General features: G+C 39.3%; 20 protein-coding genes. 2 read left to right on the forward strand and 18 right to left on the reverse strand.

The window, feature by feature from the left end; all coding sequences use genetic code 11:
- Positions 1–87 precede the first annotated feature (87 nt).
- The 3 genes from AC1M9N_RS00790 to AC1M9N_RS00800 are packed head-to-tail and all read right to left on the reverse strand — an operon-like array spanning position 88 to position 2,090.
- Entirely contained in the window at positions 88–873 is a 786-nt protein-coding gene (locus AC1M9N_RS00790; RefSeq protein ID WP_481954080.1) for a glutathione S-transferase N-terminal domain-containing protein, read from the reverse strand.
- A 30-nt stretch (positions 874–903) separates the two neighbouring features.
- Positions 904–1,413, reverse strand: a complete 510-nt coding sequence (rraA, locus tag AC1M9N_RS00795) for a ribonuclease E activity regulator RraA (RefSeq protein ID WP_180027814.1) — start codon at positions 1,411–1,413, stop codon at positions 904–906.
- A gap of 11 nt (positions 1,414–1,424) precedes the next feature.
- Complete coding sequence (locus AC1M9N_RS00800) at positions 1,425–2,090, reverse strand: Rossmann-fold NAD(P)-binding domain-containing protein (protein WP_481594610.1); 666 nt, start codon at positions 2,088–2,090, stop codon at positions 1,425–1,427.
- A 215-nt stretch (positions 2,091–2,305) separates the two neighbouring features.
- Here AC1M9N_RS00800 and rpsT point away from each other — a divergent pair, with 215 nt between their 5' ends.
- Positions 2,306–2,575: a 30S ribosomal protein S20 gene (gene rpsT / locus AC1M9N_RS00805; RefSeq protein WP_035263646.1), complete on the forward strand. Its 270-nt coding sequence runs from the start codon at positions 2,306–2,308 to the stop codon at positions 2,573–2,575.
- Between the two features lie 78 nt (positions 2,576–2,653).
- Here rpsT and AC1M9N_RS00810 read toward each other — a convergent pair whose 3' ends face one another.
- From AC1M9N_RS00810 to AC1M9N_RS00820, 3 genes are all read right to left on the reverse strand, one after another.
- Complete coding sequence (locus AC1M9N_RS00810) at positions 2,654–3,391, reverse strand: histidine phosphatase family protein (RefSeq protein WP_481954081.1); 738 nt, start codon at positions 3,389–3,391, stop codon at positions 2,654–2,656.
- Positions 3,392–3,452: 61 nt separating this feature from the next.
- Positions 3,453–4,301, reverse strand: coding sequence for a 3'(2'),5'-bisphosphate nucleotidase CysQ family protein (locus AC1M9N_RS00815; protein WP_481607408.1), 849 nt, complete (start codon positions 4,299–4,301; stop codon positions 3,453–3,455).
- A gap of 322 nt (positions 4,302–4,623) precedes the next feature.
- Positions 4,624–4,761 (reverse strand): hypothetical protein, encoded by a 138-nt coding sequence (locus tag AC1M9N_RS00820; protein WP_171076720.1) that lies wholly within the window; start codon positions 4,759–4,761, stop codon positions 4,624–4,626.
- Between the two features lie 474 nt (positions 4,762–5,235).
- Between AC1M9N_RS00820 and AC1M9N_RS00825 the strand changes: the two genes are divergently transcribed.
- Entirely contained in the window at positions 5,236–5,469 is a 234-nt protein-coding gene (locus AC1M9N_RS00825) for a hypothetical protein (RefSeq protein WP_481954082.1), read from the forward strand.
- Positions 5,470–5,618: 149 nt separating this feature from the next.
- On the opposite strand, the gene AC1M9N_RS00830 is transcribed toward AC1M9N_RS00825, so the two are convergent.
- The 12 genes from AC1M9N_RS00830 to AC1M9N_RS00885 all read right to left on the reverse strand — a co-directional run bounded on the left by AC1M9N_RS00830 (position 5,619) and on the right by AC1M9N_RS00885 (position 20,170).
- A complete protein-coding gene (locus AC1M9N_RS00830; RefSeq protein WP_481954083.1) occupies positions 5,619–5,999 on the reverse strand; it encodes a hypothetical protein in 381 nt (126 codons plus the stop codon).
- Entirely contained in the window at positions 5,999–6,520 is a 522-nt protein-coding gene (locus tag AC1M9N_RS00835; RefSeq protein ID WP_481954084.1) for a glycoside hydrolase family protein, read from the reverse strand. Before AC1M9N_RS00835 ends, AC1M9N_RS00830 begins: the two co-directional genes overlap by 1 nt.
- Entirely contained in the window at positions 6,520–6,810 is a 291-nt protein-coding gene (locus AC1M9N_RS00840) for a holin (RefSeq protein ID WP_481954085.1), read from the reverse strand. Before AC1M9N_RS00840 ends, AC1M9N_RS00835 begins: the two co-directional genes overlap by 1 nt.
- 75 nt (positions 6,811–6,885) lie before the next feature.
- Positions 6,886–9,477: a hypothetical protein gene (locus tag AC1M9N_RS00845; protein ID WP_481954086.1), complete on the reverse strand. Its 2,592-nt coding sequence runs from the start codon at positions 9,475–9,477 to the stop codon at positions 6,886–6,888.
- A gap of 9 nt (positions 9,478–9,486) precedes the next feature.
- Positions 9,487–11,136, reverse strand: a complete 1,650-nt coding sequence (gene terL / locus AC1M9N_RS00850) for a phage terminase large subunit (protein WP_481954087.1) — start codon at positions 11,134–11,136, stop codon at positions 9,487–9,489.
- A 2-nt stretch (positions 11,137–11,138) separates the two neighbouring features.
- Positions 11,139–11,474: a hypothetical protein gene (locus tag AC1M9N_RS00855; RefSeq protein WP_481954088.1), complete on the reverse strand. Its 336-nt coding sequence runs from the start codon at positions 11,472–11,474 to the stop codon at positions 11,139–11,141.
- 61 nt (positions 11,475–11,535) lie between these two features.
- Positions 11,536–11,865: a hypothetical protein gene (locus tag AC1M9N_RS00860; protein ID WP_481954089.1), complete on the reverse strand. Its 330-nt coding sequence runs from the start codon at positions 11,863–11,865 to the stop codon at positions 11,536–11,538.
- Positions 11,866–11,927: 62 nt separating this feature from the next.
- The gene (locus AC1M9N_RS00865) at positions 11,928–14,498 is read right to left on the reverse strand and encodes a hypothetical protein (protein WP_481954090.1); all 2,571 of its coding nucleotides are present in this window, start codon (positions 14,496–14,498) and stop codon (positions 11,928–11,930) included.
- Positions 14,499–14,500: 2 nt separating this feature from the next.
- Positions 14,501–17,311, reverse strand: a complete 2,811-nt coding sequence (locus AC1M9N_RS00870) for a lytic transglycosylase domain-containing protein (RefSeq protein ID WP_481954091.1) — start codon at positions 17,309–17,311, stop codon at positions 14,501–14,503.
- Complete coding sequence (locus tag AC1M9N_RS00875) at positions 17,311–19,308, reverse strand: methyl-coenzyme M reductase (RefSeq protein ID WP_481954092.1); 1,998 nt, start codon at positions 19,306–19,308, stop codon at positions 17,311–17,313. The genes AC1M9N_RS00870 and AC1M9N_RS00875 overlap by 1 nt, the downstream gene beginning before the upstream one ends.
- A gap of 2 nt (positions 19,309–19,310) precedes the next feature.
- Positions 19,311–19,715 (reverse strand): hypothetical protein, encoded by a 405-nt coding sequence (locus AC1M9N_RS00880; protein WP_481610572.1) that lies wholly within the window; start codon positions 19,713–19,715, stop codon positions 19,311–19,313.
- A gap of 2 nt (positions 19,716–19,717) precedes the next feature.
- Positions 19,718–20,170, reverse strand: a complete 453-nt coding sequence (locus AC1M9N_RS00885) for an N-acetyltransferase family protein (protein ID WP_481608515.1) — start codon at positions 20,168–20,170, stop codon at positions 19,718–19,720.
- Between the last annotated feature and the right edge of the window lies 1 nt (position 20,171).

The raw sequence follows: 20,171 nt of genomic DNA on the forward strand, positions 1-20,171 counted from the left end.
AAAGCTGAAAACTCAAAATAATGTTTTATCTTAGCATTTGGTCACGAATACACCTATATTCATGACCAAAAAGCACTCAAATTAAAATTAACCGTAATTTTTTCTTAAATATTCTACAATCTTCTTCGATTCGAACAATTTTACGCCTGTATTAGGATCAACTAAATACGGGACTTGTATATCCTTCCCCTTGCGATTCATTACCTTTACAACCTGCTCGCGTTTACCGCCAGCCAAAGGAATATATTTCCCGGGCTTCAATCGTAAAATCGCTGGTCCTTGATCCTGCCAACGTTCTTTAGCAACATTATGAAACTTAAATGGTAATTCAAGTTCTGTGAGTTCAGCGCGCACGATTCTGGTGTATGGACTCGCTTCAAACCCCCACAGCTCAATTAAATGCTCGGGTTGTGGTCTCTGCTTAATCGCTTTATTTATAAAAATCCCACGAGCACCATTAATCAGTGTTCCAGCTAGAGCAACTACAGGCAATTTGGGGTAGTGTGAGAATTGCTTCGGTGTTTGACCTGTCTCACCATAATGCTTAAAAAGATAGTGAATAATATCCTGAGACTCGTAAAGTTTAGCCCCAGTATTTCCATCAATTAAAAAAGGAAATTGAATCTTACCACCAAGTGTTTTTACTTGATCTCGATAGACCCTTCCACCTTTCGGACAAGGATACACTTCGTAGTCAAGATTAAGTAAAGTCAACACCTCTCTTACACGACGACAGAATGGTGATCCTTCAAATTCGTAAAGCTTTAATGCTTTTTCTGGCTGTTTAGGAAACGGTGTACCTGAAGTCCCACGTCCACCTTCTGCAACAGCTGAAGCTAGCGCCTGAGCCACTTTTAATTGATGAATCACCATACTGATTACCTCGTTTTTGTTTTATTTAAATTAATCGACTAATTTTGTCTTGGACACAATAATTCCATTATTGTCTGCATAGATATAATCACCTGGTTGGATTGTGATATTTCCAATTTGAATCGTGATATTGGTTTCGCCCACCCCTTTGCGATTACTTTTTTGAGGTATAGCCGCAAGTGCGTGCACGCCTAGATTTAAACTCGCAATAGCATCAACATCTCTAACACAACCATTAATAATGACACCACCCCATCCATATTTAACGGCAGACTCAGCAATCATATCTCCCATCAATGCACAACGCATGGAAGAACCACCATCTACAACTAAAACTTTGCCTTGCCCATCTGTAGCGAGTAACTCTTTTACTCGTGAATTGTCCTCAAAACATTTAACAGTGACAGCTTCACCCCCAAAGCTTTTTACACCGCCGTAACTTTTGAAGAATTTTCCATCAATAGATGGATACAATACTTGAATATCTAAATCAGGATGGTCATCCAGTAAATCACACGTCACAAATGTTGGCGTTGTCACTTTTTATACCCTCAGTTATGTTTTTGAATCTCTAAATTATCATAAATCTTAATTTTTTCATTTTGAGTTCTTGCGCTCACGACCATAGTATTAGCGACTTGCTCTGCTGTCACTGGCTTATATTTGAATGTATTTGGCAGAAATTGCGATACTCGCTTGAAAATACTCTGAGAAATATCTTCGAGTGTCCTTGTTTCAGCTCTTTCACCAATTAAGAGTGAAGGTCGAATGATCGCCAATTGATAGAGTGATAATGATTTTAGATAATTTTCTAACTTCCCCTTCACTTGATTATAGAAGAATGGAGATCTTTCATTCGCACCTTCCGCACTTACAATTGCAAAAAAAGTATCGGTATTCACGAGCAAATCAGCAAAATGAGCATTTATCTCAAAATCGATATTGTAAAAATTTTCTTTAGAGCCTGCTTTTTTAATTGTACTTCCTAGGCAACTAAACGCATGTGAGAATTCAGAAGCGTCCTCATCATTTAACATTAAAAAGTCATCAATGACCAACTGATCAACTTTGGTGAACTGTTCAAATTGTTCATCATGCTTACGAACAACTACGACAATTCTTTCGCAATCTACCAATTGATTCAAATGATTTACCAAAGATCGACCAACTAAACCAGTTGCCCCTATAACTATTGCACTTTTAATATTTTTAATCATTTTTTCGCCATTCCTTCCAATATTCATATAATCTAACGCGCTAACCGCATTTTATCTGCATCAAAAATGTTGTCAAAGCATGTCAAGACTTGACTTTGCCGCATCATTTAATCACAATATGGCACTTGTTTACGGGCTGGTGTAAATTCTTCTAATGTTTGTATTTAGTTGAAATTTCAGCCCGCCCAGACCAATCAATTTCAAGGAGTGCACGAGTGGCAAACTCTGCTCAAGCAAAAAAACGTGCTCGTCAAAACGTTAAAGCACGTAAACACAACGCAAGCTTACGTTCTATGGTTCGTACTTACCTTAAACGCACAGTAGCAGCGATCGCTGCGGGTGACTATGCAGCAGCTTCTGAAGCTTACAAAACTGCAGTACCTGTAATCGACCGTATGGCTGACAAAGGTATCATCCACAAGAACAAAGCTGCTCGTCATAAGAGCCGTTTAAATGCACAAGTTAAAGCTTTAGCTTCTAACTAAGTTGCGTTAAAAAAAGCCCTTTAAGGGCTTTTTTTATATCTTAAATTTATCAATAATGCTTAAAAAATATTAAAATTACTATCTTTCTTGCTCTATAAATTCACGAATAGACAGCTCATTAGATTCACAACGCCATATCCATTTCAATTTTGCATCTATAAATGCTTCACCTTCAAACCAAACAAACAAACCTTCCATCATTTCTGGCCAATCCTGCTGACGAATCTGTGTTTTACCTGAAATTACAGCCAGAATACCAGCGAGAATAGTGTCATGGCTAACCGCCAAACTTAATCCATGATTCTGTTGAGGGTGAGTTTGATAAAGCAAATGTAAAACATCAATCACACCTGTAATTGGCTGCTTCATCCCAGGTAAAGTATTGTTTACAAAGCTATTGATAAAGCCCAAAGCACCTTGTTGCTTAAAATATGGCGCAGCTTGCTCGATATCTAAAACGAAGCTACCAGGCTCGACCAAAAGCCCCTGCTCAACAATTTTAATATGATGGGTATTTGACTTAGGATTGATTTGATCAGCACCTTGAATCATCAGTGCTGCAGTATCAATACAACGTTGAATTGGACTAGAAATACAGTGTTCAATCACACGATCTGTTTGATCAATAAGATAAGCCCCCCAAGCCTGCGCCAGATCCTTACCTTGATCTGTTAATTGCAAATCATATCCAGCGAGCCCTTGGCCCACCACCATTTCACGTATTGAGTGGCGAGTAAATAGTGTAACAGGCACAGCAACATCGGGCAGTAAATCAACCGCTCTGAGCATACTTGGAGGAAGCAACTTCAGCGACATAATAATTCTAATAAATGAAATTAATTTGACTATAACACGATGAAATTATAGTTCCACTCCCCTAAAGTACATTTGACAACGCATCTAAAGCCAATTGCCTCATTTCAGGATCACGATAGGCGATAAAACCATTATTCAAAACAGTATCACGCTGATTATAGGTAAATGGCACAGAATCTAAGGTCAATAAACCACCCCCTATACTCTCTAGCAAGCCTTGTCCAGCACTGGTGTCCCACTCAGAGGTTGGATGAAATCTTGGGTAAATATCTATCTCACCTTCAAGCATCATGCAAAATTTATAAGCACTTCCAGCTTCACGACGTATAACCGGTATTTCTCTTTCAATATAATCAATATAGTGTTGATACTTAGGATTTTTACTACTATGACTCAGCCCAATTTGGATGGCATCGACTGGTGAGGCTTTAAATTTGCAATATTTTTCCCAAATATTGTTCATAAATGAATATTTATAAGGAAGATCCGTCAAATAGCCCATATACATAACTTTCTCAGTCGGCACGACTATGACTGAAAATACAGTTTGATAGTTCTGAATAAGACTCAGATTAATTGTAAATTCATCACGTTCATGAATAAACTCCTTCGTACCATCCAAAGGGTCTAGCATCCAACATTGAGGCCATTCATGTCGCTCTGAATAATCACTTTCTTCAGAAATGATCGGAATATCAGGTGTAAGTTTTGCAAGCTCTCTGAGCAGATATTGATTGACCTTTAAATCTGCTTGAGTTACAGGAGAATGGTCATCTTTTTCGTTGATTTTAAAATCACGTCCAGCACAATAGTTTTGATATTCTTCTAATAATATTTGGCTTGCAACAGCCAAAATCGGAACCAAATTTAACATTTGTTGATCTTGGGGAGCATGCGTTGTGATAAACATGGATAAAACCTATTTTTTCTGGCGCTACACACTCTAAGCACGACGATCATATTAAGAACCTCAGCCTAAAATGCAGCGTGATTTAATTTGCATTGTTGGATTTATATTAATAGTAGCAAACCTATAAAATATAACCACTTTGAAACACATAACCCATTTCAATCATAAGAACTCTAACACTTTTAAAACAAAATCCGAAGCGTGATTGCCAACAACCCTCAATACATCTTAAATAACACCCGCAATAGTTCCAAAAATCAGAGAGCGCCTTAGAGTCAGTATCAACATAAAAAAACAAGCCTTCTTAAAGAAGGCTTGTTTTTTATTTTTGCTCTTTGACTGGACTTTCAGGCTGTTCATTCGGTTTTTTTACAGGCTCTTTATTTTTAAAAGAGTCCTGATTCCCTTTATCCTCATTAGATTCTTTGTGTGGTTTCGAACTATTATCATGTTTTGTCATACTTCAAACTCCTATGCACCATTTTCAAAAAATATGATGCTTTCATAGCGACTTCTATACTATTTTTGTATTCATTATCAAGATCTAAATTTGTGACCTCACACATCTAATTCGATATAATACGAATGGAATGAAATATAGAAGTCACCACGCACACCCTTTCTTGAAGTTCAATTTTAAAATGCTGATGCAAGTCCAACCTTTTGCATCAAATGATGGTGTAAATCGATATTTAAATAACACCCATTTTGTTGTTTTTATTTGTGCTAAATTGCAACAATACCTGAGGAAAGATGAATGAATAAACCCATCATCATGTTTGACATGGATTGATATATTTACAAATATATGATTTATATAATTAATTATACACATATTTTATGATTTTAAATTTTATGTACACACTCTTGTACACATTAAGATTTTTGATTAAATCACATATAATTTTAGTGACTACAAAAATGAGCTTAAAAAATGGCACTAAGAAAAATCTTCATCAAGAAGAATGGAAAATTTCTAGCTTATAAAGATATTGTTGATGAATCGGATTACTGGGAAGTATCAGAGCTGGACGCGCAGATTAAAAGCGGATGGTACTGGACAAATGATGAGGAAAAAGCAAAGACTTTTATTGATACTGGCGTTGCTGAAAAAATATTGTTGCGAAATAAAGGTGATTTTTGGAATGGTGCTAAGGTTGTGAAATAAGCCCTTACCTGGAGGACTCATTTATAATCTTCACTATTGCTTGGTGTTTGCGTGCACATGCTCCATATTTAATACGATCATCAATCATTACAGGTAAGATATCCTTACCTGTTGTTCCATGTAATTCACGCAAGTCATCGCAAGGTGTTTTAAGATTTGCTGGTATATCGTAGATCGTTAACGAGTTGCATCCCGTCATCATCAAAACAAGAGTTGAGATAAACAGTACGCTCAATGATCTTTGGCACTTCAACTGTAATTTTTTCGACTCTAATTTTTTCTTTTGATTCGCGCTGTTCATATTCTTCACTCACCTCTTTTGCAATTTCTCGACCACGTTTTTCAGCATCTAGATAAGGTTGGACTGCCTCATCAATTTTGCCTTGGCATGTGATTTCAGCATTTAAAACCTTGTTCTCCGCAACCGTACGGTGATATTTTTGCCAACCTAAAGAGATCAATAAAATCACGATAATTGCGAGCAAAACATAAATAATCAGTTCATAAAATTTGGCTAAAAATGCTGACATTAATTAACCTCCATACATTTTTTTATGCGTAATTCTTGACGTTTCCAAACGCCATAGCAGTTATTGCTTCTAATTCGGCAATCTTTCAACACGCCCTTTATACGTACCTTTCGCCATGCTTCTAAAGATTTACAAGCTTGAACATATTTACCTTGCTTAAGATTTTTAAGCATCGAAGATTGAGACCATGCACCTGTACCAAATTGATATGTGAAGTCCATATAAAGGTCATATTCTTCTTGAGAAAGTGGAACACCCAACAGAGTTTTATTGAAGATCTTTGCATCTTTATTCATGTGGATTTGCAAAAATTCTGCGGCTTGTTTTTTAGTTATAGGTGGATCGTTAATTTTTACCTTCTGTCCATTTGGATAAACTGTTGTTCCAGTGCCTATTGTGGCCACTTTGCCAGAGTCATAATATGGTTTTAAAACAGTTCCTTCTTGGACTTGAGTGAAAGCAACGCCAGCTAATGAAATTACTGATGCCATAGTCACAGCGATTTTAGTTTTCTTTTGCATTACTCATCCCCCATAAGTTTCTGCATTTGAAGGCGATGTATTTCTTTTTTTCTTTCTTCTTCAGCAAGCTCTCTCTTATTTTCTTCACGCTTGTAATGCCAATTTACGAGAAATCCAAAAATACTGACGATCAAACCACCTATACCAATTGCTAAGCCTATAAAAGTGATTGGATCTAAACCTAGCCACTTGGCACCAGCAGTTACACCTGCAGCACCAACAGTTGCTTTGGTTGAAACGGATGTCACTGCGGCACTCGTTTCAATCACACTTTGTGCATGTTCTGACATGCCGCCCCCTAAATTTTGGTAATAAAAAACCCTGATCTAATTAAAGATCAGGGTTCGTTTTTGTGTGTTGTGTATTTAAAGCTTAGACCACGCTGTAGAGCTGTTTGCTTTCCACCACGTATTTGTAGTTATATTAACTGCAAACTCACCAACAAAATTCGGGGTCAATGGTGGGGGGGTTTCGGTACTCGCATCTGAGAAACCTCGTCTAAACGGGACATTGTGGTCTTGCATACAAGCACTATTAGCAACGTAACCAGTGCCGTTTTGATTTGTAATACCTGTTGGCAGACTGCCATTGTGCCTAATTATTGAAATGTCTCCTGCTGTACTACTGCCATCCTCCGCATAGATTTTCAAACCATCTAAAGTGATTGGTTTCCACATATTTGTTGCGCTAGTAAAGTTTGTGTATAGTGGTGGCGTTGATGTGGGAGCAGATTGTCGAATAATTTTACCTGCTAATTTATGGTCAACATAACCATCAGTATAATAAAGTGTACTTCCACCCTTAAAGTTAAATGTACGACCATTAGCAAGCCACTTTCCTCGCAAAGTTGATCGAACCATTGAGTCCATTTCAACAACAAAACCTGATGGATCTGTTAAGAACCGATTGGTTTCGAGTGTTATGTCAGAATCAAACATCCAGATAAACTGTAATGATTTCTTATTTGCAAAAGTTTTAATTGTGCCTTTGCATTTATCAAATGCTGTTACTGTCTGAGCCATTGCGGTAATTGTAGTTAAAGCATCAGCTTCAGCCTTTAATGTCATGGTGCCAAAATCAACATCATCCAGCGATAGCGGTGCTGAATACTCGTACTGATAACTAAAACGCTTTGACTCGTCGTAACCGTTTTGTCGAACAGAACCAGCTTCAAATCTTCGCATTTTGCCAGAACTGGTCATAAGCGGAACAACACCACCAGCAATGTTTAACATAAATACTTGTGTTGCACCTGCTGTTGCAATCAACTCCCCTTTGCCGAACACAGAATCTTTTAAGACAGGTAAAGGTCGTTTCTCAAAATACTTTGTAAAACCTTGATTCAACGAGCTTGTGCGATAGTCGCCATCGTAAACAAACTCACCTGTGCTTTGCACTGGGGTTGTTGAAACTCTTGCACTACTTGTCACATAGTAATCATTACTTGCAAGCAAAAGTGGTGCTTTAGCGCGAATCCTATAAGTTGAAATACGCAATCCAAGCACATGAATAAGATTTAAGCCTGTGCCTACGGCATTATCAATATCCAAATCATTAATGATTACACTGCGAGTTAAATCAAATTCTTCACTTGCTTTTATGCGCACCGAACCATTTTTAGCAACAAGTCGACCAATCGTGTTGTTGATACTGCCGTAGCCAATGTTGAAAGCCTTACTAGAACCTCCCGAACCTCGACAGTTCAAAGCTCCCACATAACCATCAACCGAGTGCTTGAACTCCATTGATGTATCTTGCCCTGCACCAATATCCCAATCACCAGCACGTAATCCGTATGACCAGTAATAAAGCATAGTAAAAGTTGAGTTCTCATTATCATCAATTTTTAAGTAACGGGATTGCATGTCTTTACAAAACCACACCCGTACAGCATTGCCAAACGCAAATTTTGATGACCACTTCACTTTAGTCTCTAAAATCGGTGAGTTGCAACGGTAGAAGTCAACACCTGTACCATTTCCAACACCGCTTGAGTTATCGAGTATAATTGTGCCGCCACTAATGCCTAAATTCTCATAACGTGGATAACTCTCAGACGCAGGGCTGTATTGTGACTCATCCCAATAATCCAAAGTACCGTCAAATTGCGGAAGATTGTCTTCGTGTGTATCTGACATTGGTCCACGTTTTCCGAAACGCATGAATACGCCATTTGACCCAGCTTTTAATGTTAAGACTACGCCATCTTGCATTTCAATCTTAAAGTTATTCTTCTCGATCTGAACACCTGAGGCGGTGTAATCTCCATTTTTTATAATGGCAGTTGAATTTTCTGGAATTTCAGCAAGTACGTCAGAGATGTCGGTATGTGTTTCTGGGGTGATTGTGTATGTTGAAACAGTGCCCAGCAAAAGAAGATTATTAAGCTCCCGTTGCTCCTCGTTAATTTGTTTCTGATTTTTATCCCCATCAACAACAAAGGAAGCGTCCCAACCCTTATCTACTGCAATCTGAGCAAGTCGCTGCATGAGATAATTGTAATATTCATCTAACTGATCTAGCGCTACACCCTGCTTGCGAATTTCTTCCATAAGATAAGCTTTTAGCTCATCATCTTTACGGTCTACATAGTTTTTTAATGCATCAATACGAGCCCCTAGAATCCAATCCGCTACCCCTAATTCCTGTAACTTCCACCATATCCAATCAAAGTCTTTGTTTACTGTCCCTGGGCGAAATGAATTATCGTAAGATTGGTAATTGCGGTCACGTCTAAAAGGTGTATTTCTTTGAAATACTACTTTTCTATTCTGCGTTGGGGCTGTATCAAATATGACTTGATTATTAGTAAGCGACCATGTTGACTGTTCTGCTTCACTATCATCTAACATTACGATTAAATGGTTTTTGTCTTCACAATCAAATTCAAGAGGAAAGACAGAAGTAGAACCATTTGCTATATATTCTTTGTATGGCGTTTGAGATTGTACTGCCATGATAAGCCCCTAATTTTCAAAATCATAAGTGGCTTCATGCACACCACTTTCACTTCTCCAATTAGGACCTTCATTGACCTCATTATTTCTGTGTATTTTTCCGACACGTTCTGGTTGGTCAACAACGGCGCCAGCGAATGAATCTAGATAATCATCCTCTTGATCAGTTATAGCTGGATTAAACATTCTCATCTGCTTGTACTGAACAGATGTGTTTTCACCCTCCTCAGGTGTATCAATTACGGAAACGTGTACCCAAATTAAACCAGATATCAATGGACCTTCTAAGCTCTCTAGAATGCGCTTATTTTTTGATCCTGTTGAATGATGTTCTGTGATACCACATCTAATTTTTCTTTTCTTCAATGCACCCTTTAAAGCTGCAGGTGCAAAATTACCTATTCCATTTGTCTCAATAACTATTTTGGGAATATGAAATTTTTCAATTAGATCGCAAAGTTGCCAAACTTGACCACCAGTTATTTCTCCATTTGGATTGTGGGTAACAACGTCACCTTTCAGTTGTATGGATCTATGCCAATACTTGTTTCCAAGATCATCATGCAGCACTAAAGAAACGGCTGATACATCAGACTTAATTTTCCCAGATGAAGGATCCCAACGGCATGAAATACCTACAATACGACGTTCGCCAAGCATCATATAATACTGACCGTTAGCTCTCTTGAGCTCTGGTTCACAGTCATAAGGGATCATTTTGTCAGGATCAAGACGCACATCACCAATCGGTTTGGCATGCATTTGATACTGTGAATCCCATTCATTCAGCGTTCGGCATTCCTTTCTACGCTTCTCCATTTCTGTATGAGTGAAGCGTTCAGGCCACAGCGATTCACTATATACGTCAATTAAATAATGAGCTTCAGTAAAAATAATCGACCATGTGTTGCCATTAAAACGAACCAAATAATCTTCTTTTTCTTTTAAAAGTCTGGCTGTATTGCTGATACCGCTGAACACGTAAATCGGCTTAAAATCAACGAGACATTCAACGGTATTTTCAAATCTTTTTTCTTTTTCAAACATACGCAAAATCATACATTTTGCTCCAAGTTTTTGAATTTGGGTGTATAGCGAATCGTGCGTATGTGGTGTACCAACAAATAGCTTTTGCCCACCTGGTATAAGAATGTGAGTTTGCTCAGATAAGCGATAACGCAACTTTTCACGCGCTTCAGGAGTGCCAATATTTGCTGGCATCTCCACATCGTCATTTTGTATTTCATGCGCACGAGCACCAGTGACGTTGGATAAGACGCCGCGAGCATGTAATGATCCATGTCGCACATCTTCCGATCCACTAACCCACCATTTTTGAAGCTCTCCACGCTCTTTGAATACACCAAACAACTGACATAACGGATGTTTCTCTATGACTTGCTGTGTACCACGACTACATTTAGATGCATCTCCATCTGTCGCACCTTGATGAAGTATTAAATGTTGTCTATTCCTAAACAATTTCCAAGCGTTATAAATATCGAGCATGGTCGATTTACCGTGACCACGAGGCATCATCAATAAGCCAAGTGGTCCGTAATCCTCCAAGAAATCACAGACATCTAAATGAAAGTCAGGTACTTCCCAATTCATTGCTTCTGCATAAATCAGGAAAAACGCAGCAAAACTTACAATCATAATCAGCTTGGTCTTTGTTTGCGTGCTTCTAATTTTTCAGTTACAGATTTAAGTAACTCCATCGCTTGCTGCTCTGGTGTAATCTTTCTGCCATCCTTATCACCTGCAGTCTGCTCATCATCAATCAATACGCGATTAAGCTTTTCCATACATGTCAGCGCTTCTTTCGCACCTTTGTATAGCCATACTTTGTCACCACGCCCCTTTTTATCGAAGACATCCTGACCATAAGCTTCCGTCATTAAATCTACTGCGTCACTACCTGCCATCTCCATGCAAAGCTTTAGCTTCTCAATAGTTTCAGGCTTGAGATAACGCAATTTTTTTTCATCAGACATAAAAAATCCCCTGCATATAAGGCATATATACAGGGGATTGAATGAAGGTTTGTTGGGTTTATTACTTGAATATTTCTTTTGTTTTATTTAGATAATCTATGTTTTCTTTATTTCTATTTTGTATAGCTGGGGTTAATTTATTAATTAAGCACTCCCCAAATTGAGCAATATCATTTTTAGTCTTTCTTTGATTTCTTGTTAATCCCAACTCCTTATCACATTCCTTTCTGTAATAATGATCTAAGTTTAGTAAAAGAATATTATTCGACTCGAACGTTCCACCAACAGATGCAATTTTCTGACCATCTTCAACAAAGTAATCAATCTCCGTTGTAGAGCAGATAGTTCCTGCATCGTTACAACTGTCATATTCCTGAGTTGGTGGTTGCATTGCATATTCTGCATAAGTTGTATTACAAAGTAACAATAGAAGTAAAATTCTTATAATCATCATCACTCCACCATTCTCCCAAAATCAGGCATTTGTATATCGCCCAAATCATCACCCCAGAATCGGGTTCGATCATGATCACGCTCTGCCTTACGAAGTAATTTTTCTCTATAGCCAGGTGCAATCATATCTTGCATCTCATCAAACAATAAGCGATTTATCGCAGCCTTTGTATACCAGAGGTTTTGAGCAGGGATCTTGTTCTTGATCAAACGGAATGCTTCATTAAATGCGTTGGTATCTTTGCCCTCATACCACTGCATCATATTCCCTGCAGTAAGCCCAAAGATAGATTTTAAATCTCCACCCATTGGACCTGTAAGAAAATCAGCAAAGTCACGACCGCTTGGGTCTGTTCCTGCTGCAAAAACATCACCAAGTATAGATAAGCCCCCACCTTTTAGTAATGAGCGTGCCCAAAATGTTGCAGTCTTTTCATGGTCTTCGCTATCCCACATAGTCATTGGATCATTACCTAAGGCTATCTCACCCAACTGAACCGATAATCCACCTAGCATAGTCATAGCCATAGCCAAAGAAACACCATACTTAGCCTTACCATCTATCCCTGGTTGAGCCATCATACGACTACCCTGACGCATAAGAAATGCGACTGGAAAAGATTTAAATTGAAGAAAACCTCGTGCAAAAAAACCTAGTGCGTCTCCACCTGTAGTTCGCCCAAACATTCTTGTTCTTTCACGCAATCCAGCCTCTATAACAGCAAAGCCTTGCTCATCAATCAAATGAGCATGTAACTGTGTAGAAAATTCATCGCGCAATTTTTCAGCTAATTCTTTTTTCCCAGTATCTCCCATATTCTTTACATCAACATCGACAGCCGAAAGAATCTGCTCATCCGTCAACTTTCGTATAGATCGGCTACTCATTAACTTCAAGCCATTACCATCATCAATAGCTTCTGCTACCTGCATAACTTTCCATAATCTTTCATCAACACCAGTTCTTGTTAACAACTCTCTATCTGCATCCACCAACTCAGACCAAGACTTGTCTTTGCTCATTCGACCATATTTATCCATCATCAACTTAGTAAAAGCACGCTTAGATGCGGCCGACCAAGCGTTGAGCACGGAGACTCTCATCACCTGCGTAGCCACACTACTTGAAACTCTCGCTATTTTTGAAGACCTACTATGAACTCCAGTTAAACCATCATCTCCCCACCGAGCTAAAGATCCCGTAAGTTCATCTACAGCCACACCTAATGATGCAGCGAGTTCCCGATGCTCAGCATTCTTAGGGTTTAACTGACTAATCATTTCCCCGAACATTTTTTTGGATGAAATACCATGCATTGACGCCATTTTTTGCATTGTTGCAAGGTCGCTCACCGAAGAAACAAGCGCACTACCCAACACTCCTGCAACATTAGAAGCACGATAAGCAATACCTAAATTATTTAACACTTCCGATTCAGGATTCGTGCCTCGCCCCATTAAAGCGTCAAACATGACATCAGATCGATTTAAAGCCCTTTCAACCTTTTTGGCATTTATACCTTTTTCTTTATCTAATATGCGCGCATGATTTTTTAATAGTTGCATAGCTGTATAAGGATTACTCCCTAACTTTTCCACTAATGCAATATCTTTAGACATTCCATTAATATGCGTTTCAATTAAATCAACAAAAGGCATTGCTCCATACTTTGCTTGCATATCCATCCAAGCATCTGCGTCCTTCCAGTGTAAAACTCGACTTTCGCTATGGCGATTTGTCACCTTGGCTCCACCACCATAACCACTTCGACCAGGTTCAATTTTATTCAACCCTCCTGATTCCAATGTTTTAAAAGCCTCTGCTAGAAAGTCTGTAACTTCTTGTTCATTAAAATTTCGCCCATCAGGGTGTACCAATGTTGAGCGATCAACATTATCTAGAGCATCTCTAATCCAAGCATCAAACCCTGCCTCTTTAATCTTTTCATAATCCCAGTGCGTTGGTAAACCATATTTATCTAACTTACCAATATCACCCCCGCTACGATTAAACCGCTCTCTTAAGTTCTTATCTAAAACCTTTTCAACCTTTTGCGCTATCTGCTTTGCCAATACATCCCCAGTGTTCTCTTTAAAAGTTTCACGAATGATATTTTTTACTAAAGCCTCATCTGTAAAAATTCCCATCCCACCTTTAATATTGGTGTAAAAATCAGTGAGTTCACCTTTCGCTTCGTTTGCAATTGCTTTGGCATGGCTATCTATAGACTTAATTCCCGACATATCACCATGTGGTGCAACAAATCGATCAATGACTTGACTAGATGGTAGCGTTGGGTGATCTAACATTTGTTGATTTCTATGTTGCGTAACAATATCTTGTGCAAGAATCTTATTTTTTCTAATTACATCTGCTTGAGCTTGTTCTCCAACTAGGCGAGCTGCCTCCGTTGTTCGTTCAGCATCAGTCATACTTAGCCAGTTTTCGCGATCATTTTTTGCAAGTTGTTTTTTCGCTTGAATGATTTTAGCCTCGATGTCCTGTGCTTCATTTCTTTTTAATTTACGACCAATTGCTTTCTCAACAGCCTGTATACATTGTTGTTTCATTCTTAAACTCCAAAACTTAAAAAGCATTTTGCGGCAGCATCTACAGCCACAGCTTCTTCTTTAGCTGCTATTGCATCTAATTCAGCTTGCTCAAATCTTTCACTTAATGTCATGGTGATTTCTTCAACCTCACCTGATGAATTTAGCCTTCCTGTCGAAATATCCATGTTGGGATATTCATTTATAATTCGCATAGCCTCTAATGCTTCAGGACCATCACCAAATAGCGAACCTTGTCGCGGATCTCCCATGGCATCAATCTCATCGATTTTGCCTTGGATGTTCTCACCAATGGCTTTTGTACTACGCTTGTTTTGATCAAAGACATTCAGGAAATCACGCGCCCCGGGTGAAAGCCCATCATCAATAAGCTGACCTTGACTCAAATAATCTTGTACGTTTTGACTATTTGCTTTTAAGTCGCTTAGCTTTTGCGCCGCTTGCGCTAAATCACTTGCTAAAGTGTTTTGATGCCTACCCCCTTGCTTAACCAAATCACTGAGCTGTGCAAGTTGTGGAGCGCTACGAAGCAATGCATTTAATACAGTTTTTGCATCATCATCTAAGGATTCTGCTAAACGAGTTACCAGACTGGAGTCACCATAAGCACGTTGTACTAATGCAGACTCAATACGGCGTTTACCATCTTGGTTAAGCCTACCCTCAGCAGTCATCATCGAAGCCTGTTCAGCCTTAGGTAAAGATGAAATAAAGCCTCTCACAAAATCCATAGAGCCATCTAAATTGACCGAGCCATCTGCATTGAAGTTAATCATTGATGAGTCTGGCAAACGATCTACATCTGAAACAGCTCTTTCAGTCGCGCTAAATTGAGCCACATCGGATTCATTCGCTAAACGTGCAAATTGTACCCGGTCAGTATCGGTTAGGCGTGTACGCACTAAAACAGGCTTATTGATACCAGAAATATCTAATCCTTTAGATGATGCATATTCAGCAACATACTGTTGATATGCATCTGCCTTGCCTGATTCATATGCTTTACCAATCGCTAATGTTCGACCATTCCCTGATTCAACAACACCATCCATCCCAATGATCGGCGCACCATTCGATAACATTGAAGACTCGCCCAACCATTCAGGTTTTAAGTCATTCGCCATTTGTTCGATCTGTTGACGTGATGCTTCACGTGTACGATCACGCGGTTGTAATTCACTTGGATAGTTTGGATTGACACCATACGCTAAATCATTAGATGCAATCAGCTCATCAAGGGATTTAACCTCATAAGCAAATTCATAGCTTGAACCGTCCATTCCTAGCGCCGTACTGGTATTAGTTCCTCCATAACGCGCACTTAGTTGATTCCATTTACTACGCCATTTTCCTATAGCTTGACCAACTGTTAAGCCTTGCATGCCGTTATTATTAACGATGGCTTCCGCATTCTTAGCGTCGTACTGGCGAACAATATCAATCAATGGTGCATCTTGATCCGCTTTAAGGATACGACTTGCTCCACCTGGTCCAAGTAAATGACCTAAATAATGTTCGTGTGGTTCTAATTCTCGACCTATGCTTTTACGGATTGAGCTTTCCGCTTGTTTCATATGTTTGAAACCGATACGGATTTGCTCATCCACACTGTTACGATCACGACCACCTAAGTTTTTCCAAGTCTTATCGAGAACTTGGAATAAGCCATGCGCTGTTGAAGTTGGATTTTTAGCGGTTGAACTAAATTGACCACCAGTTTCAATATGACCAATCACTAAAGCAACGGATGGATCAATGCCTTCTTGCTGAGCCTTACGAGCAATAAGTTTGGCATTGGCAGGTATAGCCATAGTTTCATACTGAACTGAACGTTTCTTTTCCTCACCTTGCACTTCATGAGAAATATTCACTGGACGACCAGAAACCAAATCAGATTTAGCTTTATCCAAGTTTTTATAGTGATTATTTTCTTGAATAGGATTTGATGTCTTTACTGGTTCTAAGACCTTATCAAATTCCATTTCATTGGCTACTAAGGCTGCATGTTTTTGATCTGCAGAAATGTTTGAAACATAACGGCCAGCACCAAAAAACATTGCATTGAGTAGGACATCAGTAGCCACCGACTCACCTGTGACTTCATATTTTTTTGCTTGTTTATCATAACCCTCAGATTCGAGAGCTTGATTAGATGCATATTGACCAGCCGTAGATAAAGCCGTTGCACCACCAATAGATAGCAATCCATCTTTGACTAAGCCACCAGCACCCTTGAACCCATATGACATTGGCAGCACGGTTGAAACTGCAGCAACTGCACCATCCGTTAATGCAACTTGAGTTGCTGTGTCACTGTCTACACCTTGCCGAGTAAGATCACCATATACGTGATTAGTTTCTGACAAACCTGTTGCAGCTGCTGCACCACCTATGCCACCAACTGCTGCACCTAAGGTTGCACGAGTTGCGTAATCTCCGAGACTAAACGCAATATTACCGATAGTTCCTGTATTCTCTTTATCTTCAAGATAATCAATAGATCCATAGACCAGATCATCACGAGATTTACGTTCTTTTGAAATATAATCTTCAAACGGAACGATATTCCCTAAATTTAAAGCGTAATCAATACCATATCGCCCTGTATCAAATACAGCATCGATTGGTTTCATAGCTAAATCTGCAACCTTATTGAACCCTGCTGCAACACCACGAAACGGCGCACTCACAGCACCATCAAATAGCCCCACGTTTTTAGGTTGTTCAGTAGGCTTATGCGCAATTCCTTTCGCATTTAATTCATCAATCTGACGCTGTTCTTCGCCTGAATACTCAGATAACCAATTGCTCATTACTTAGTTACTCCATTCAGGTTGATACGCCAAATTGCGCCATTTACAACTAAAGGGTTCCCACGCTCATTGATCAGGTCATATTGAATTTCACCACGTGCGGATCGTGTTTCTGAACGGCGTAATCGTAAGTCTTTTAACTCACCAACACTTAGACCTGTTTGTTTAGCTATGGTGTTGTAGCCTTTTTCTAAATGAGTTTCAAAGTCAGTATCTTGCATTCCATATGGTTTAGAGACTTTCCAACCTTTAATTTTCCCACCGACTGCATTTTCAAAATTACCTTGGTCATATACGCCACCGCTTACGAGTGATAAAGCTGTATTCGCAATACGTTTTTCATCATCTCCAAAAGTATTAGAATCTTTATGTATATGCCCTCTGCGTTCTGCTAAATGTGCATAAATAGCCTTAAAACCATCAAAATGCATTTCTGATGTTCTACCACTAACAGTCTGTCCCATGTACTCACTAAACTGTTGGTTTAATAATTTATCACTAGGCATTATCAAGGCTTTATTTTTTAGCGCCTGCGTGCCGCTAATAATTGCTGTAGCTACATCTTCGCCTTGGGTAGATTTATAGTTATTCATACGTGAGATACCAGCCATGATGTAGGACAAATTACCACCGCCTAACTGCCCTAAAGCTGATCCCCACAGTGATGCACCACCCTTAACGCCTTTGGTTTGACCAATCATTTCACCAATAAAATTCAGTTTTTCGTTTACTGGCATTGCTTCAAACGCTTTACGCGCCTCTGGCAAGTCTTCTTCTGAAATTGGACGCACGGAGAGATTGGCATCTTTTAAAGCCAATTGATTTACGCCGTTATCAATCACTTTTGAAACGAATGATTTAGGATTACCACGCAATTCAGTTGGTGTAAGTGAGTGCACTTTAAGACCAGCTTCTGATACAGCTTGATTAGGATTCTTTTTGATATTCTCAAGCTTCTCAGCATGAAGCGACTCAAACACACCTAAAATCTTTTCTTCGGTAGTTGGGTCGGCTGATGGACTATTCGCCATTTTGGCTTTTTGCTGATTGATACGCTTCAGTTGCTCAGAGGTGGATAGCCGAGTAAAGTGCTGAAAATTATTAGACTGTTGCTTGTAAAATTTAAACTCAGCTTCATGCTCAGTACCTGTTACAGCTTTTTCAACATTCAAAGAATATTCATCATCGAGCATTCGCCCTGTGAGCACTTGAGTTTTGTAGTCTCCAAAAACCTTACCAGCCACCTGAACACGTTTGTTTTCTTCAACTTCCAATTGTTTGTTGAGTGCATCAATACGGCTTTGCGCTTGAGCTTTCTTCTGCTGCGCTTGTTGTCCATCTAAATATCCGTATTTACCCTCATCCAGTTCAGTGACTAATGATTGCAAATCAGCTGTATTCTTGGTTTCTAGCGCTTTGGTAATACGACCATCAATTTCAATGAGATCCATTGATGTGTTGTAAGTACTCAAACGCTGTTGCTTAACATGCTCAGGGATATTTAAACTCGAAAGATTATTTTTTAAATATTCTGATCCTTGTTGACGAGGCATACGTGTCGCGATTTCAGTCATTCGGTCAGCAACATTTAGGCCACGCTGTTCATCCGCTTTAAATTGCAATGGCAGAAAGCCAGTGCCATTACGATTGACGTTACTGGTCCAATGGTTTTTTAAATCCTGACGTGCATGCTGTGGTAGATCATTTTCAATTTCTTTAAATCGTTTCTCTGACCAACCATTTAATAATTTATTCGCATCTTCTGCACCCATCGCGCCATTAGCCACATCGTTTTTAAGCTTTGTGACTTGCTCCGATAGTTCTACCGTCAAGATATCATCTACTTTGACTTTAGCTTCTTTGGTAGCTAATTCATTTCGAGCATCTACAACGCCACCAATAGCTTGACCTAAATTTGAAAGTCCAGAAAATGCAGGGCTTTGTCTCAATTGTGGAGTTGAATTTATACGCCCTTGAGATCGAGGAATCATCACCATAATTATTTCCACCCTGCTACACGTGCACCTGCGCTAATGGCGCTACTGGCTGATCTAAGCCCATAACTATTTGATTGAATACTTCCAGCTCTGCGAATGTTTGATGCGTTATTTGCTGCATCTTGAATCATGATCGAGGCGTTATATGCACCATCCGATAAAAATTCATCCTGAATTGCAGCTGCTGAACCTACATCCACATCAAGCCCATTTTCTGCCGCTGCTGCACGTGCTGAACCTGCATTATTCTTTGCCATGCGTCTTGCTTTTTCAGCTTCGACACGTGCCACAGATTGAACGGTTTTTGCATTACCTTTCGATTCAGCACGTGTTTGAACGGCGTTCATCGAGTTCTCAACACTGCTAAAAATATCGCTAATTAATCCGCCACTTTGACCACCACACATAGTTAAATATCCTTTTCCAATACATAGCCAGTGAGTTCAAAACCAAGTGATTCATAAAGTTTCACAGTTTTATCAGCATGAATGCCAGTGATGGTACCGACACTAATTCGATCAGCACCTTGCAACTCAGACCACGAAATGAAAGCTTTAATCAAGTCAGATGCTGCACCTGATCTGCGGTACTCAGGCAAGACATATAGACCCTGCTCATAAGCCACCTTTTGCCCTGAACGCCAGTCAACATCCATCGCACCAATCAATGCGCCTACAACTTCAAATTCATCATCGAGTGCGACAAAGATTGAGCCATACATATCGATAAGCTTTTCAAATACCATGGCTGTTCTTTTCGCATCAAAGCCTTGTTTCTTAAAACGTTCAGACTCTTGAGTTAGCTTTTCACCAAAATCTACTAATACTGGAACGTCACGTTCTTCTGCTGCACGTACATACATT

The organism is Acinetobacter sp. ANC_7655, assembly GCF_056784015.1.